We start from the raw sequence: 14,534 nt of genomic DNA on the forward strand, positions 1-14,534 counted from the left end.
AATTCAAGACGCCCGAACATCCATGCCGCACAAACACAAGGGCCGGACATTCGTCCGGCCCTGGCTCTTTCTACTTATCCGACATCGACGGCGGAGCCTCACCCGTATCCCAATGCGTCGGCTTATCCGTCATCACCAGCTTCAACTCCCCACCCGCAACGAGCTGTTCATGCGTGAACCACGAACGCTGATAGGGCTTACCATTCCACGTCGCGCTCGCAATATAGATATTGCGAGCCGACAGGTTCTCCGCCACCACCGAGAACTGCTTGCCGTTGCCCAGCGTGATCGTCGAACGCGGGAACGATGGCGAGCCGATCAGGTAGACATCCTGCGCCGCCACCGGGAAGTAGCCCATGCGGTTGAAGACATAGAACGAACCCATCGCGCCCGAGTCATCGTTACCTGGCAACCCGGCTTTGCCCGAGTGATAGCTGGCATCGAGCACCGAATGAATCGTCTTCGCCGTGCTGCTCTGCTCACCGATCCAGTTATAGAGATACGGCGTCAGGAAACCGGGCTCATTGCCGACGTCGTAGCGATAACGGAAGCGATGCTCTCCGGCCTCGGAGAAGAACAGGTCGAGCCGCTTCTTGAAGGCAGCATCGCCACCAATCGTCTTGATCAGCTCGCGCACATCCTGTGGCACATAAAGCGAATAGGTCCAGGTGCTGGCTTCGTAGAAGTTGTCTTTATACCAGGTGCCCACCAGGCGCGGATTGAAGAGCTCCTCCCAGCTTCCATCCGCATGCTTCATCCAGATGAAACCCTTGATGTCGCCCCCCTCAGTGTGATCCACCGCTTCCGGATACCATAGTTTCTTCCAGTTGCTTGACCGCTCCGCGAAGAGCTTCGCATCGGCATCGTGATGCAGCCCCTTCGCCATCAACGCGACGGCATAGTCGTTGGCTGCATACTCCATTGAGCGCGAGCCTGGACGATCCGGACCACCGGCAGGATCGGAGTGTTCGATCGAGAGATACCCGAGCTTCTTCCACTCGTCCATGTCGCCGCGGCCGAAGCGAATGGGATCGGTCGATTCCACATCAGCATCATGCCGCATGGCCTTGTAGACACGCTCCCAGTCGAGACCAGGCACATGCTTTAGATAAGCATCGGTGAACATCATCTCCGCGTCAGAGCCGCCCTGCGTTCTTCCCGCGAAGTTGCCGGAGCGGCCGTCGACGAAGAAACCGTCGTGGTCCTGAATCTCCAGCAGCGACTGTAGGATGCCGGTCACGCGCTTCGGCGCGATCAGCGTCAGCAATGGTGTCGAAGAACGGAAGGTATCCCAGATGCAGTAGAAGTCGTCGTAGTACGGAAGAGTGCTCTTCCACAGCGGATTCTCGCCGGTGCGGTCCACCGGCATCAGCATGGAGTGATACAGACCGGTGGCAAACTGCTGCCGCTCATCGGCCGTACCGCCTTCAACCTTAGTCGTCGACAGCTCCTTGTCCCAGGCCGCAACTACTGCCTTGCGCGTGCTCTCGAAGTCGAAGCCTGCAACTTCAGTCGTCGCATTCTTCTTTGCCTGCTCAATCGAGACAAACGAGACGCCCACCTTCACCATCACCGGCTTTGCGCCAGGAGCAAAGGTCAGATATGCGCCCGTACTGACAATCGGCGCCGGAGGCTTGGGCAGTGTCTGCATCGTGAACGGCATCTTGTAGCTCGCCGTCTTCGCTCCGTCCTGCGGAGCTTTGCCGTCCTCCCAGGTTCCGCTGGTCACTGCCGGTGTATCGGTCACCAGGTAGAAGTACACACGCATTGGCGTGGTCTGGATATTCCAGCCGATCACCGAGTCCTGCTCCCCTGCGATCTCCGTTGGAGACAGCACCTGCACTTGGGTCGAAGACACGATCTGGCCTTCGTCATAGCGGTGCGGTGAATCATGCAGCTTCATCAGTAGATGACCGACATCCACCAGCAGCGTGCGCTGCTGCCCATCGGGATAGGTAAACCTGTACACAGGCGTGCGGCGCGCCGTCGTGATCTCCGCACGGATACCCGTGTCGCCCAGACCGACTGCGTAATAACCAACCTCGGCATGCTCATCCTTGCGCGGCACCGAGCTGTGCGCCGGATCAGCCTTGCCCAGCATCGGCTGCACCGAGATATTGCCGTACTTTGGCCCGCCGCCCGTACCCGAGACATGAAGCTGCGAAAAGCCGTTCAGATTACCCGTAGCCGCCCATCCGGCATTGCCCTGGTTGGTTCCATAGTCAGGCCCTGGCTTGGCCATACCAAATGGCAGCGTTGGTCCGACGAAGACATTCCCTCCCCTATCGGCGCCCAGCATGGGATCGATCTCAGAGGCCTTCTGCGCCCACAGAACGGCAGACATACAAGAAACAAAAACAAGAGTATTGCGGAGAAGATATCGCATCACAGACGTCTTTATACTCCACCCACGTTAACGATGTCGCTATTGGAGAGATAGGGGTGGGAGCAAGAGTCCGTCACTTTTGGCTTGTCATCCCGAAGGGATCCGCTTTCCTATAGGGGTAGAGCAGGGCTTGTGCATCTATGGGCGTTTTCCTCAATGAAAACGCCCGCTGCGCGCTCCTCCCGGGATACCCAGCAACAGGAAAAATGCTCTAACGACATCAATTCCCAGAAGGATAAGCAGCATTATCGATCCGAAAGAACGTGATCCTGCCACGCTCCTTCTTCAACTGCATACGAAGCTGTTGCTCAATTGCCTCTATCGGCGCCACGGATAAGAAAGCGGCAATGCGAAGCGCGCTATCCACGCGAAACCTCAGCGTATTGGGAGAGTGTATCGAGCTCGTGCGAATGATTCGGCAAAGGCAGATTTTCTCCGCTCTCTCCGGGGCTCCACCCCAGCATGCTGCCTGGGTCGCTACGAAATGACAAATAAGAAGCAATCGCCTCTGCAGCGCTCACCCATTAATGAATGACGAGAAGCCCCGCGTCATGCAGCTTGGCCGGCGTGGTCTTGAGCCGCAAACTCGAACATCCAAATCTCATATAGTCATCCATGATCTGTATGAGAGAGTCATCTGGGATTCCCAGCTTGTGTTCCAGGGTGTCAAGGATGGTCTCGAAACTCGAGATTGCCTTGCAAGAGATATCATCCGGCAACGTCTCTACGATCCATGCAGTGCAGTCATCCGGGCCTTCGTGAGCAAAGACCCGTTCGTTATGGAAGATCTGCAGTTCGTAATCGTGCGGGATATGGAGTCTCTCCATGATCTGGGTTAGTTTCGGGGATCTTCCGCTGGCATACCAGGGGGTAGCCACTTTACGAGTTCTATTCTTTCGGTTCATAGGGCCGCTTCCAAATTTGAAACAATGAGAAAAATATTTATTGGTATCCGCTATAGTGCACTTATGTCTTGCCGTGCAGGAACTGAGGTTCGCGAGCTTTTACTTGATAGCCGGCGTAGCCTCGATCGTATTGCGGACGGGAAAAGTGACGAGCTCCCTCGCCTGGCCCATCAGCAACGTACTGCCTTTGAACTGTGGCGATTGCATGTCGAACGCTGTCTCGAGTGCAGCTCGAAGGAAACGGTGACTATCCTTCGCAGCGAAATGCGTGGAACCAATGACTTCCCGCTCGGCAGCGTGATGAAAGTTGTGCATCCGTAGGTTGTGACGATGGTGGCGGACACTGGCAATTTTGGTGCCGTTCCGCGTCATGGTCACCGTCGCATCGGTAACACTCACACCTCCGCGCCCCGTCAGGCTCGCTGCAAACGCTGCGGTCATATCGTGCGACAGCAGATGCCTCCCGCTCAGGAATGCCAGACTCAACGGGTTGAGTGCCATGCGCTCGAGAAGCTGTCTAATTCGTCTTGCCTTTCCTCCGTTCATGTATGACCTCCTGGGTCTGCCGGTCATGCGCTGCAGGCGAGTGTTAGGGAGTATCGGCAGGTCAAAATAGATTGGCAAAGTATTTCACTGTGATAGTTGGGTTTCACGGTGAAGTGACCGCAAGCCATTTGAATGAAAGCCCTTACATCCAAAGGTGAAGTTCCTCATTGCACAGTTTTTGCTGCAACGAAGATTAGAGATAGCTAATGAATTCGGATTCAGCAATCACCGCCGAATTTGTTCGTTGAAATGACTAACCATGGACGGATATTCAGGGTCCTACTGGAGCCGCGTTCGCTTGGTAAACGATTACTGGCCGGAGTGTGAAGTATCGGAGAAGCGATTTCTCCCCCGCCTCTTTACTCTGCCTTCAGCGGCCAGAGCCGCGTTACTTTCAGGCCCCATATGGGACGGCTGAAGCTGTCCCCTTAAGCAAGACATTCGCACCCTTGGTGCGAAATAGTTGCTTACGCGCAACGGATGGATCAATGTGGAGAAGCATACCATTATCCACGTCACGAGATGGTTTTTCTTAAGGGCACGGCTTTCAGCCGTGCCGTATCAGCGTGAAAAGGCAAGCGGCTTTAGTCGCTGAGGTCCCGTTTTTTGTTGTCGGAGTTACGGGACTCAAGTCACTCTAAGGATTCACACGCCAGGCGACCACGGAGCTCGCGGCCGCATCGCCGGCAAGATTATTCGTCTTAAGCAGAACCTCAAAGTGAGACGCCCCACCGCCCGTCAGCTTCACCTGCCGCCAGAACTGCCTCAGGTGCTCCTGGTTCGAGACAAACTCCCACGCACAGGCTGTAGCCGCCATGGAGGTTCCTTCCAGGATCAGGATGTTACCCGCTCCGCTGGGATTGGCCAGATACGAAACCTTGCAGTAGACCGTACGTGTCCGCTCGTTAGGGTCGGAGATCCATTCCGTCGCCTCTCCCGGCAATGGCTTCCGGTTCTCGATCGTGTAGATTCCCTTGTCCTGGTCTTTCTTCAGGATGAAGTTCATCTCACCCTGGAACATCAGACCCCAGGGATTGGTTTCACTGCTGCCGATCAGCACGACATTGCTCTGCTTCAGATCGTTTGGTCTGACATCGCGGGCAAAACGCACCGACGGTTCAACGTTCTGCGCCCGCGCGACATGCGAAAGCTTCTGGATGATCTCCAGATCCACCACGGAGGTATAGCGCCGGGAGAGCACGGTCACCGCCAGGCGTTGCTCCGGGCTGGAAGGTCCATCATCTTTTCCAAAGGCAAAGGTCAGATAGTCCGCCAGAGTGAGGTTCGTATGCTTGAACTCCTGCCAGACGGAGAGACTGCTATCGCTCGGCACCAGGATCGTCGGGCGCTGCCGGTTGAAGATCTGCGGCCAGAACTCGCGCTCCATCGCGACATCTCCAAGGTGGGCCCGGTAGAACCAGACACCGGCAAGCGAGAGTAGCGCAAACAGAACAAACACGGCGGCACCGACCCAGAGCATTCTCCGGTCCGGAGCCTGCACTTGCTCCTGCGTATCGCCCTGGTTATCCACTCCGGCCGCCGATACGTCCTCGTCCTCCGGTTCCTCGGAGGGCAGCGCCCCCACACCGACGGCGCCGCAGTTTGGAACACACGGCTCAAAACGGGGCTGATAGGCGCCACGCGGAATTACCAGGCGCACCGTCTCCTCGCGGCCCTCGTTCAGGTAATACATCTCCAGCTTGCGGCGCAGGCGGCTGGCATGGGAACGCACAATGCCGTCGATGCTCGGGTCATAGTCGGTCGGAAGCTGAAAGACCGTACGCCCGATGTCCTTCTCGTTGATCTCCGAGACCCGTCCCTGGATCTCAAGCTCACAGATGTGCAGCAAAAAGCTCGAGAGCCGCTCGGATCGATGGAAGTGCTTTGAGGCAATAATCCGGCTGACCAATTCACGCTTCGCAAGCGGCGACACCGCTTCGTGACCTGGTATCAGGCGATCGGCTTTTCCCTGTTCGGCGATATCGCTATCCTACGCCAGCTCCATTAATTGAACGCCTACAACTTAGGTATCGGCCTCTCACTGGGCGATTTAACATCTTTCATCTCGCTGAAAATAAAAGGCAAATTTCCTGTTTCGGTGAATTGTCTGGAAGTCTGGCAACCAGGGCGGCTACCGTGTAGCTGGTTGGCGGGCTGCGTTACTCGTTCCTATTCGCTCGGCAGTCGCCGGCCACCCCTCTTGGCTCACCGGCGCGTCCGATCAGCCAATCTGCCTCGTTCTCCATATCTTCGGGCAAGCCCCATTGTCCGATCGACAAGCTTCCATTGGGCCTTGGATAGTTCGCTATCCAGGGCATTTTTTTGTAGGGGGGTCCCAAAAGCCATCGACACCTTAATTAAGAAGGCGCATGCTCTGTGTCGGATGCATGACATAAATACTTGAGGTGGCAGCAGGCTCCTCCCCGCTCCACCCCAAGCGGGGCACGCCGATCGTCAGCCAATCCTGGCCGGAGTTAGCAGGTCGGCAAGACCAACCCTGCGCAGCATCTCCGCCCGCACGCGGTCGAGCACTCCATTCACCACCTCGGCTCCATCCTGGGTCGGGTCCACATGCACCCGGAACGGACGCTTCCCGAAGGGCGCATCGACGATCTTCACTACTGCGTTGCCCACCGCGGCGACATCGGCATCCTCCGGAACGATAGCCGCGAAACCCTTCATCACCTCTTCGCCGAAGTTCTTATAAGGCCCCGCCTCATACTCCGCCACCCGTGTATGGTCGGCAGGACGCCCGGAGTGCGCGAAGTGATTGGTTCCGCCCGTAAACGCTCCCGGAACCACGATCGAGGTCTCGATGCCCCAGCGCGTGAGCTCGCGGGCATAGATCACCGCCAGCGCATCCATCCCGGCCTTCGCCGCAAAGTACGGAGCCAGGTACGGTGGCGTGCCACCCGCCGCGCTGCTGCTCGAGATCCAGATCAGCAGCCCCTTCCGCTGCTTGCGCAACTGGGGCAGTGCTGCCCGGTTCACACGTTGCGTGCTCAGCACATTCACGTCATACAGCTCCGCCAACTGCTCCGGCGTGAAGGCCTCTGCCGGACCGAAGACCATATGACCGGCGTTATGGATCACCACATCCAGGCGCCCGTTTTCCGCCACGATCTTCGCGATGGCCCCATCGGCTGACTCCTGCGAGGCGACATCCAACTCGATCGTCCGTAGATCAGCCTTGTTCTCTTCGGAGAACGTTTTCGCCGCCTCCACCTGCGGTGCATTGCGTCCCGCGGTGTCACGCATGCTTGCATAGACGGTGTGTCCTGCCTTGGCCAGAGCGCGCGCCATCAGCGCTCCAAATCCACTCGATGCTCCCGTGATCACAATTACGTCTTTCATCGCAGTTCCCTTTCCCGTTCTGTTGCGTTGGTGATGATCGATGCGTTGCGGCCGCGTCTCAGGCGAAGCCGCCGTTCGCGCGGAGCACCTGTGCATTCACCCAGCCGCCGTCCGGCCCGGCAAGGAACGCGACGACGTTAGCGATATCCTCGGGCTGCCCTAACCGCTCCAGCGGAGCCAGCTTGCTGAGCTGCGCAATCTGCTCCTGCGTCTTGCCATTCAAGAACAGGTCGGTTCCCGTCGGGCCAGGGGCAACGGCATTCACCGTGATGTTGCGTCCGCGTAGTTCATTCGCCAGCACCGGCACCAGGCCTTCAACGCCGGCCTTCGACGCGATATACGGTCCATAGGTCGGGAACGACTTCGCCAACACACTCGACGAGAAGGCGATGATGCGGCCACCCTCGGCCACATGCTGCGCCGCTTGCGATAACACCAGGAAGGCTCCGCGCAGATTGGTCTGGATCACCTTATCGAAGGTCTCCACATCGCCCTTCGCGATCGACGACAGAGGCATGATGCCGGCGTTGTTCACCACCACATCGACGTGTCCATAAGCCTCAATCGTCTTATCGAACAACTGCTTCACATCATCGGGATTGCTCACATCGGCCTTCACCGCCAGCGCTTCACCATCGGCACTGCGGATCTCGTTCACAACCTCCTGCGCCAGTTCACTATTGCCCGCATAGTTCACCACCACCGCAAATCCATCGGCCGCCAGCCGCTTCGCGATCGTGCGGCCAATGCCGCGGGATGCTCCGGTAACAATTGCTGTCTTCGCCATGACTCTTCTCCTACTCCCATCAGCTCCGTTGTTTGAAGCTGCCTATGAATGGAGAATGCGCCGGCCATTGCTATAAATCCAATACATAGTACAAATACTGATTATGTGTTCACTGCATGATGCTATATACACAGAATGGATCAGCGAGGATCTGGGTGCCCATCCATCGCAAATCGGGGTCTCCGACGAATTTCGTTCGCTGGGGTGACAACGCAATGGGTGGGATACATTCATCGCGTCTTGAGCACAATTTAGGGCTGGAACTGGGTGGGAGCAGCGGGCTTTAGCCCGCTGATAAAAGGCTCTAAAAAGACGGGCTTTAGCCCTGGGCCCTTCTCGATATCAAGACAAAGGCCCAGGGCTAAAGCCCATTTGCGTGGAGAGCCAATACACCGTGGGCTGAAAGCCCACGGCTCCCACCAATTCGAGCTCCGCTCGAACATCCCACTCACACTACGCGTGAATGGGGCACCAGTGTATCGGTCAGTCTCCGCTTATGGTTTCCCCACCAGATTCGCTCTCATCGATTGCCGATCGGGACGGATCCTGAAGTTCCCATAGCAAAGCAAACGCAGGATCGAATCAGGGCGCACATACCAGCTTCCCCAACTGAGCGGAGAATCTCCACGATCATCCCGCGCATCAAGCTTTGCCCCATGCCTCAAAAGCAATTCAATCGTCGCTTCGCTTCCGAACGCAGCAGCACGATGAAGCGGTGTCTCCCCTCTGGTTCGTGCATCCCGCATGAAACCGCCGGTTTCAGCGCCACTCTTAGTGGCTACATTAGGATTCGCTCCAGAGGAGAGCAGCACCTCAAGCACCCAGTCGTGTGAAACGCGATCCGTAGTGCAAAGGGCACTATGAAGAGGCGTCTCACCGGTCTCACTATCAGCGGCGTTGACGTCTGCTCCCTGCTCGATCAGGAACTTGCACAATCTCCAATGCCCATGAAAGCATGCGCCGTTCAGATCGAGGTTGGTTCCAAGCGAAGCCAATGGAACTCCTTTCGAAAGCAGGAATCTGATGGCGCTGACATCGCCGTAGTACGCACACCAGCTTAGAAGCGAGACGCCGTCCTTATCCTGTGCATCTGGAGCGAGGCCTGCTTTCACCAACTCAAACACAAGGTCTGTGCGCCCGTCGGCAAACTCTCGCAGGAGTGCATCGATCTCTTTTACCATGCTCACCTCCGCGCCAATCATAGCCCTCTGACATTGACGTCGGGGCTTTTAGCGTAGCGGAGAAATCTCCGCCCTCAATCCCCCAGCGCCGAAGCTTCCTTCAGATACTCAAAGCTCCGCTGCTTCGCCGCCAGGTCGCGGCTCTCGATCACAGGCAACATCAACGTCACGCACAAGCCGGGTCTCTCTGTCAGATTCCGCGCTGAGATCGTACCCGCATGCAGCGCCATTGCGCGGCTTGCGATCGCAAGTCCAATCCCATAGCCATCCTGCGTGTTGTGCCGCTGATTGCCTACCCGATAGAACGGCTTGAAGACCGTCTCCAACTGGTCCTCCGGAATTCCCGGTCCGCTGTCCGTTACGCAGAGAACAGCAACGACTCCTCCCGCGCTCTCCTGCCGGGTAAGCTCAATCTGCACCATCTTGCCCGGCGGCGAGTAGCGGATCGCATTTCGCACAACATTCTCCAACGCCTGGCGCAGCAGCACCGTATCGCCGGTCACTATCGAGTCCTGCTCCACTAAAAGCTCTACTCCTCGGCCCATCCCCTCAGCCTCATAGCTCACATCCGGCAACAGTTCCTCAACCATGTGGCTGAGAGAAAACACCTCCCGCGGCGACAGGTTGTCGAGGTTCTCGACATAGGCAAGCGAGAGGATCTGCCCGATCAAGGTATTCAGACGCGATGACTCCAGCTCGATCCGGCCGAGATGCTGATCAATACTCTCTTTACGCCCCTCACGCGCAAGCCCCAACGCAAGGTTCAACCGTGCAAGCGGCGACCGCAGCTCATGCGAGATATCGCGAAGCAGCATCCGCTGCGCTACTACAAGCGACTGGATGCGGTCGGCCATGCTGTTGAAGTCCACCATCAGGCCATCGAGGTCGTCCGTCAGATGGAAGACGCTGACCAGCTTGCGTGTGATGCGCCCCTGACTGACACGTGTATCCAGAGCCCCCTCCGCGATCTGCGTGCTCGCCTGCCTCAGCCGCCGGATCGGCAGAACCACCAGCACCGCAAGAAATAGCGTCACCACACCGGAGATGCAGATCGTCGTATAACCGGGCAGCAGGCCATACAGCTGCAACGCCGTCTTATAGCGGTTCTCGAAGAGAAGCACATACGGCACACCGCTGTCGGAACGTACCGGCGTCGCAATCACCTGGTAGACAGCATTGTTGGCCGTCATCCGCTGACCGCTCTTTACCGTCTCGGAGATAAGCTGGCGGGCGCCTTCAACATCCTGGTTACCGCAGACGATCGTTCCATCCGCCGTCGCCAGCGACATTCTGTCCTCAGACTTGTTCAGAGAGCTCACGCGCTCTGCGCAGGCGTTCTTCTCATGCAGCGCAATCATCTCGCGGCCGTTCATCTGCAGCGATGCATTCAAGGCATCGATCAGCTCGGGATTATGGATATGGCGATGCGGCTCGAAGTCCGAGATGATAATGACCACACCGGCCGCCAACCAGTACGCGAGAAAGATTTTAATAATGAGACTTCTCATCTTCAGGGCCTTCGCAATGGACTACAGAAAGTTGGCTTACTTAGTGACCGGCGGTCTCTGAAACCAGCACGTATCCGGAGCTCCGCACCGTCTTGATGGTGTACGGCAAAGCATGCAGGCTCTCAAGCTTCTTCCGCAGGCGCGAGATATGCATATCCACGCTGCGGTCAAAAGGATGGAAAGGCCGGTCCAGAACACGATTCGTCAGATCTTCCCGGCTCAGCACTGCTCCGGGAGCATCAAAGAGCGCCTTCAACAAAGCAAACTCAACATCTGTGAGGGCAAGCTGGCTCTCACGATATGAGACCACCCGCTTGTACAGGTTGAGCGACAGACCTTCGCTCCCCTGGATAGGAATAGTCACCGCCGCCAGTCTCTCCTGGCGCCGCACCATCGCACGGATGCGCGCCACCAGCTCACGTGTGCTGAAAGGCTTGGGAACAAAGTCGTCCGCCCCGCACTCCAGCCCCGCAACACGATCGGCCTCTTCCTTCAACGTGGTGAGAAGCAGCACGCCCACCGTCGAAAACTCGCGCAAAGCGGAAAGCACCTTGTACCCATTCATATCCGGCAGCATGATATCCAGCAGCACAACATCATGATTGCCACGGCGAATCGCATCCAGCCCATCCCGGCCTGTATGCGCCATGCACAGGTCGAAGCCATGCATTGCGAGATAGTCCCGGAGCATGGAACACAGCTCCACGTCGTCATCAATAATCAACACCGGTCTCATAAGCAGACGCTCCTGAAACGGTTGAACCGATTTATCTTTCCGGACAGAGCAATGCTCCTAAAGGTGTAGAGCGGAATCTTGGCTGTTTGCGCCGTTTTCCTGCGAAGAAAACGGCATTCGCAGCTTTATCCAAAGCTACCGTATTAGGAGAATTGCTCCAGAGCCCACCGCACAGTTCCCTGGGAACCGCCGCGGACGAAACTGCGAGAGTCGAACAATACAGCGTGTCGAGAAACTTCAATGGCCCACGGCTCGAAACAGGCGAAGACGGCTCATCGGCCCAGGCGTGTAGTACACGTATCCCCAGATTTTCGGAGGCTCTTTTCAATTCTGGGAGCGAAATTGAAGTTAATGTATCTCGAAACGAGCGAGTCCGCACCCATTTTCTTACTTCATCGTGGAAAGAATGCTCTTCGGCACCTTTGCCGCAACGTTGTACTTCGCGTCCACCAGCTCCGTGATGTCGTACTTCAGCGTGGAGGCAAACAGGATCGCCACCTCGCTGTCGCTCAGGCCGTACTGTTTCTTGATCCACGTCGCAAGCTGCGACGTCGCCACCTGGATCGATTCAGGAACAGATCCCGTGACACCGAACGCAATCAGGTATTCCTTCGTCTCTGCCCGGACTTGCCCTGTTGAATCGCCTTTGATCACCTCTACCGAGAAGTCAACATCCATCGACGTCTCCAACGCGCTTCCTGTGAGTTCACCGTCACCCATGGCGGCGTGGCCATCGCCCATGCCAAGCAGAGCACCCGCATGAAAGACCGGAAGATAGACCGTGGTGCCCTCCACGTTGTCGTTGTAATCCAGGTTGCCGCCGAACGGTCCCAGGTCGCCGCCGCGATACTGCTCGTCTCCCGGAGGAGCCACTGAGATGCATCCCAACATCGGCTTCAGCGGCACACTGTAGTTCTTCATATGCTCCGAAGGATGCGCCGGAACCGCGATTCCCTTCTCCGGCAACAACGTCCACTCTCCGCTGAAATCAGGATCGTACTTCGCCCCCACCAGATAAGCCGCCGTCACCGCATGCGCGTTGATCCTGGTTCCCTGGCGCGCCGTCGCGCGATTCGTGCGTACTTTCAGCAGATGCAGCGCCAGCGTATCGCCGGGCAGCGCTCCCTCTACATAAAAGGGGCCGATGTTCGAGTCGCCGCCGCGATGACGAATCCCCTTCGCGTCTACGCCGCCGGCATCCGCTGTCCACGTGTGAACGACATCCCCGGAAAAGATATGCAGCGCCGGCGCCACCGAGGCCGAGTAGGTCGCATACAGTTCCTTCGGCTCGAACTTGATCGAGCGCGGAGCAGCCGGCGGTGTCGCCGCGCGATCCATCGTCCAGTTCACCGTAGCCTCGGCTGCTCCTCTACCGCCGCCACCACCACCGAAGCCGCCACCAGCGCCGAAGCGATTCCGCATAGCCATCGTTCCGCTGCCGGCAAAGCTCGCTCCATTCAAGGTCGCACTCAGCTTGCCCGCGGGCTTGCCGTCTTCGTCAGTCAATGACAATTCCAGCTTGTCGCCGGCCAGTGTTCCCTCCACCTTCGACGAGCCCCAGCTTCCGCTCACCTTGTCTCCCTGCACCTGCAGCAATACATGCGCATACTGTGGCTCACCCGGCGTTGCCACCTTGGCGACCCACTCACCGGAGACATCGGCGGCCACGGCCATACGCCCGCACAACAAAACACCAGCAACCGCTGCAATCCTCATCCACTGCTTCGCCATCACGAACTCCTCTTTCCTTTTGTTGCAGCCAATGGGAATTACTTATTCAGCAGGGCGACCGCGCTCTTCGGCACCTTCGCCACAACGTCGAAGTGCGGATCCACCAGCTCGGTGATGTCGTACTTCAGCACATCGCCGAAGAACAACGCGATCTCGCTGTCTGTAAGTTTGTAGTCCTTCTTCACCCAATCCGCGAGTTGGGTCGTCGCCAGTTGGATCGACTCCGGTACAGACCCTGAAACGCCGAATGAGACCAGATAGTCCTTCGTCTCCGCTCGCACCTGTGACGTCTGATAGCCCTTGATCACATCCACCGTAAAGGTCACGTCGACTGATGTCTCAAGGCCCGTGCCGACCACTTCGCCATCGCCCATCGCTCCATGCGCATCGCCAAAGCCAAGCAGCGCGCCCGGATGGAAGACCGGCATGTACATCGTCACGCCCTCGACGTTGTCGTTGTAGTCGAGGTTGCCGCCGAAGACACCAAGATCAGTGCCGCGATACGCCTCCTCTCCCGGAGGAGCGACCGAGATGCAGCCCAGCATCGGCTTCAATGGAATCGTCAGATGCGGCAGACCTGGCGTCGCCGGCAATGTCGCCGTCCCCTTCTCCGGCTCCTGCTTCCAGTTGCCGTTGAAGTTCGCGTCGTACTTTGCCGCCACCGCGTATGCCTGCGTCACCGCATGCTGATTGAAGCGGCTTCCCTGACGGCCGACCGGTTTATTGACGCGGATCTTGCTGAATTTAACAACCAACGTATCGCCGGGCAGCGCTCCCTCAACATAGAAGGGACCGACATTCGCATCGCCGCCGGTTCCATGTCGCACCGCATTCGCATCGCGGCCCGCCGTATCCATCGTGCGCGTGTTCACCGTATCGCCGGGAAAGATATGCAGCGCCGGTGGCTCAGCCGCTGAGTAAATTGAGTAAAAGACCTTCGGCTCATAGTCGTATGTCTTCGCCGCGGCGGGAGCCTTCACCGGCCGTGTCAGCGACCACGTTACATCCATCGGCGGCTGTGCCGGTCCTCCCGGACGCCGCGCCAGTGTCACACTGCCGTCGCCGGTCAACGTCTCTCCGCTGACAGCGCCCTTCAGACTGCCGGCCGTCTTTCCGCCCGCATCCAGAAACGTAAGCTCGACCTTGCCGCCGTTCAGCGTTCCCTGCACGGTAAAACTTCCCCAGGCTCCGCTCAGCTTCGTTCCCTCGGCCGCCAGCGTTACATGTGCATACTGGGCCGTGTACTGCGAGTCGAACGGACCGCTGATCTTCCCTACCCACTCTCCCGTTACATCAAGCGCGCTGCAATAACGAGAGAGAACCAGGACAGTAGCTAGAACTACCAGGAATCGTACGTTGCGATAGCACTTCATCATCACACTCCGAAAAAATTGTGCGAC

General features: G+C 57.7%; 11 protein-coding genes. All 11 read right to left on the minus strand.

All coding sequences use genetic code 11. The annotated features are described in order from the left end of the window. Window positions 1-70: 70 nt before the first annotated feature. Complete coding sequence (locus FTW19_RS23825; protein ID WP_187143152.1) at window positions 71-2,344, minus strand: GH92 family glycosyl hydrolase; 2,274 nt, start codon at window positions 2,342-2,344, stop codon at window positions 71-73. Between the two features lie 566 nt (window positions 2,345-2,910). Further along, window positions 2,911-3,291, minus strand: a complete 381-nt coding sequence (locus FTW19_RS23830; RefSeq protein WP_147650055.1) for a hypothetical protein — start codon at window positions 3,289-3,291, stop codon at window positions 2,911-2,913. 99 nt (window positions 3,292-3,390) lie between these two features. After that, window positions 3,391-3,837, minus strand: coding sequence for a hypothetical protein (locus FTW19_RS23835; RefSeq protein ID WP_147650056.1), 447 nt, complete (start codon window positions 3,835-3,837; stop codon window positions 3,391-3,393). 637 nt (window positions 3,838-4,474) lie between these two features. Beyond that, window positions 4,475-5,770 (minus strand): hypothetical protein, encoded by a 1,296-nt coding sequence (locus tag FTW19_RS23840; RefSeq protein ID WP_147650057.1) that lies wholly within the window; start codon window positions 5,768-5,770, stop codon window positions 4,475-4,477. A 521-nt stretch (window positions 5,771-6,291) separates the two neighbouring features. Further along, window positions 6,292-7,191, minus strand: a complete 900-nt coding sequence (locus FTW19_RS23845; protein WP_147650058.1) for an SDR family oxidoreductase — start codon at window positions 7,189-7,191, stop codon at window positions 6,292-6,294. Between the two features lie 58 nt (window positions 7,192-7,249). After that, on the minus strand, window positions 7,250-7,978 hold the full coding sequence (locus tag FTW19_RS23850) for an SDR family oxidoreductase (RefSeq protein ID WP_147650059.1): 729 nt from the start codon (window positions 7,976-7,978) through the stop codon (window positions 7,250-7,252). A gap of 494 nt (window positions 7,979-8,472) precedes the next feature. Then, a complete protein-coding gene (locus FTW19_RS23855) occupies window positions 8,473-9,159 on the minus strand; it encodes an ankyrin repeat domain-containing protein (protein ID WP_187143153.1) in 687 nt (228 codons plus the stop codon). A gap of 74 nt (window positions 9,160-9,233) precedes the next feature. Continuing rightward, the gene (locus tag FTW19_RS23860) at window positions 9,234-10,667 is read right to left on the minus strand and encodes a sensor histidine kinase (RefSeq protein ID WP_147650061.1); all 1,434 of its coding nucleotides are present in this window, start codon (window positions 10,665-10,667) and stop codon (window positions 9,234-9,236) included. A gap of 40 nt (window positions 10,668-10,707) precedes the next feature. Then, window positions 10,708-11,403 carry a response regulator transcription factor gene (locus FTW19_RS23865; RefSeq protein WP_147650062.1) on the minus strand — a complete coding sequence of 232 codons (696 nt, stop codon included), beginning with the start codon at window positions 11,401-11,403 and terminating at the stop codon, window positions 10,708-10,710. Between the two features lie 387 nt (window positions 11,404-11,790). Continuing rightward, on the minus strand, window positions 11,791-13,134 hold the full coding sequence (locus FTW19_RS23870; RefSeq protein ID WP_147650063.1) for an acetamidase/formamidase family protein: 1,344 nt from the start codon (window positions 13,132-13,134) through the stop codon (window positions 11,791-11,793). 38 nt (window positions 13,135-13,172) lie between these two features. Then, on the minus strand, window positions 13,173-14,510 hold the full coding sequence (locus FTW19_RS23875) for an acetamidase/formamidase family protein (protein ID WP_147650064.1): 1,338 nt from the start codon (window positions 14,508-14,510) through the stop codon (window positions 13,173-13,175). Between the last annotated feature and the right edge of the window lie 24 nt (window positions 14,511-14,534).

Origin of the sequence: Terriglobus albidus, from assembly GCF_008000815.1 — a bacterium.
GTDB lineage: Bacteria > Acidobacteriota > Terriglobia > Terriglobales > Acidobacteriaceae > Terriglobus > Terriglobus albidus_A.

Excerpts from the sequence above, each read along its gene's own strand:
- FTW19_RS23855 (WP_187143153.1), bottom strand. The coding sequence starts at position 9,159 with ATGGTAAAAGAGATCGATGCACTCCTGCGAGAGTTTGCCGACGGGCGC.
- FTW19_RS23825 (WP_187143152.1), bottom strand. The coding sequence starts at position 2,344 with ATGTCTGCCGTTCTGTGGGCGCAGAAGGCCTCTGAGATCGATCCCATG.
- FTW19_RS23860 (WP_147650061.1), bottom strand. The coding sequence starts at position 10,667 with ATGAGAAGTCTCATTATTAAAATCTTTCTCGCGTACTGGTTGGCGGCC.
- FTW19_RS23865 (WP_147650062.1), bottom strand. The coding sequence starts at position 11,403 with ATGAGACCGGTGTTGATTATTGATGACGACGTGGAGCTGTGTTCCATG.
- FTW19_RS23875 (WP_147650064.1), bottom strand. The coding sequence starts at position 14,510 with ATGATGAAGTGCTATCGCAACGTACGATTCCTGGTAGTTCTAGCTACT.
- FTW19_RS23835 (WP_147650056.1), bottom strand. The coding sequence starts at position 3,837 with ATGAACGGAGGAAAGGCAAGACGAATTAGACAGCTTCTCGAGCGCATG.
- FTW19_RS23850 (WP_147650059.1), bottom strand. The coding sequence starts at position 7,978 with ATGGCGAAGACAGCAATTGTTACCGGAGCATCCCGCGGCATTGGCCGC.
- FTW19_RS23830 (WP_147650055.1), bottom strand. The coding sequence starts at position 3,291 with ATGAACCGAAAGAATAGAACTCGTAAAGTGGCTACCCCCTGGTATGCC.
- FTW19_RS23845 (WP_147650058.1), bottom strand. The coding sequence starts at position 7,191 with ATGAAAGACGTAATTGTGATCACGGGAGCATCGAGTGGATTTGGAGCG.
- FTW19_RS23870 (WP_147650063.1), bottom strand. The coding sequence starts at position 13,134 with ATGGCGAAGCAGTGGATGAGGATTGCAGCGGTTGCTGGTGTTTTGTTG.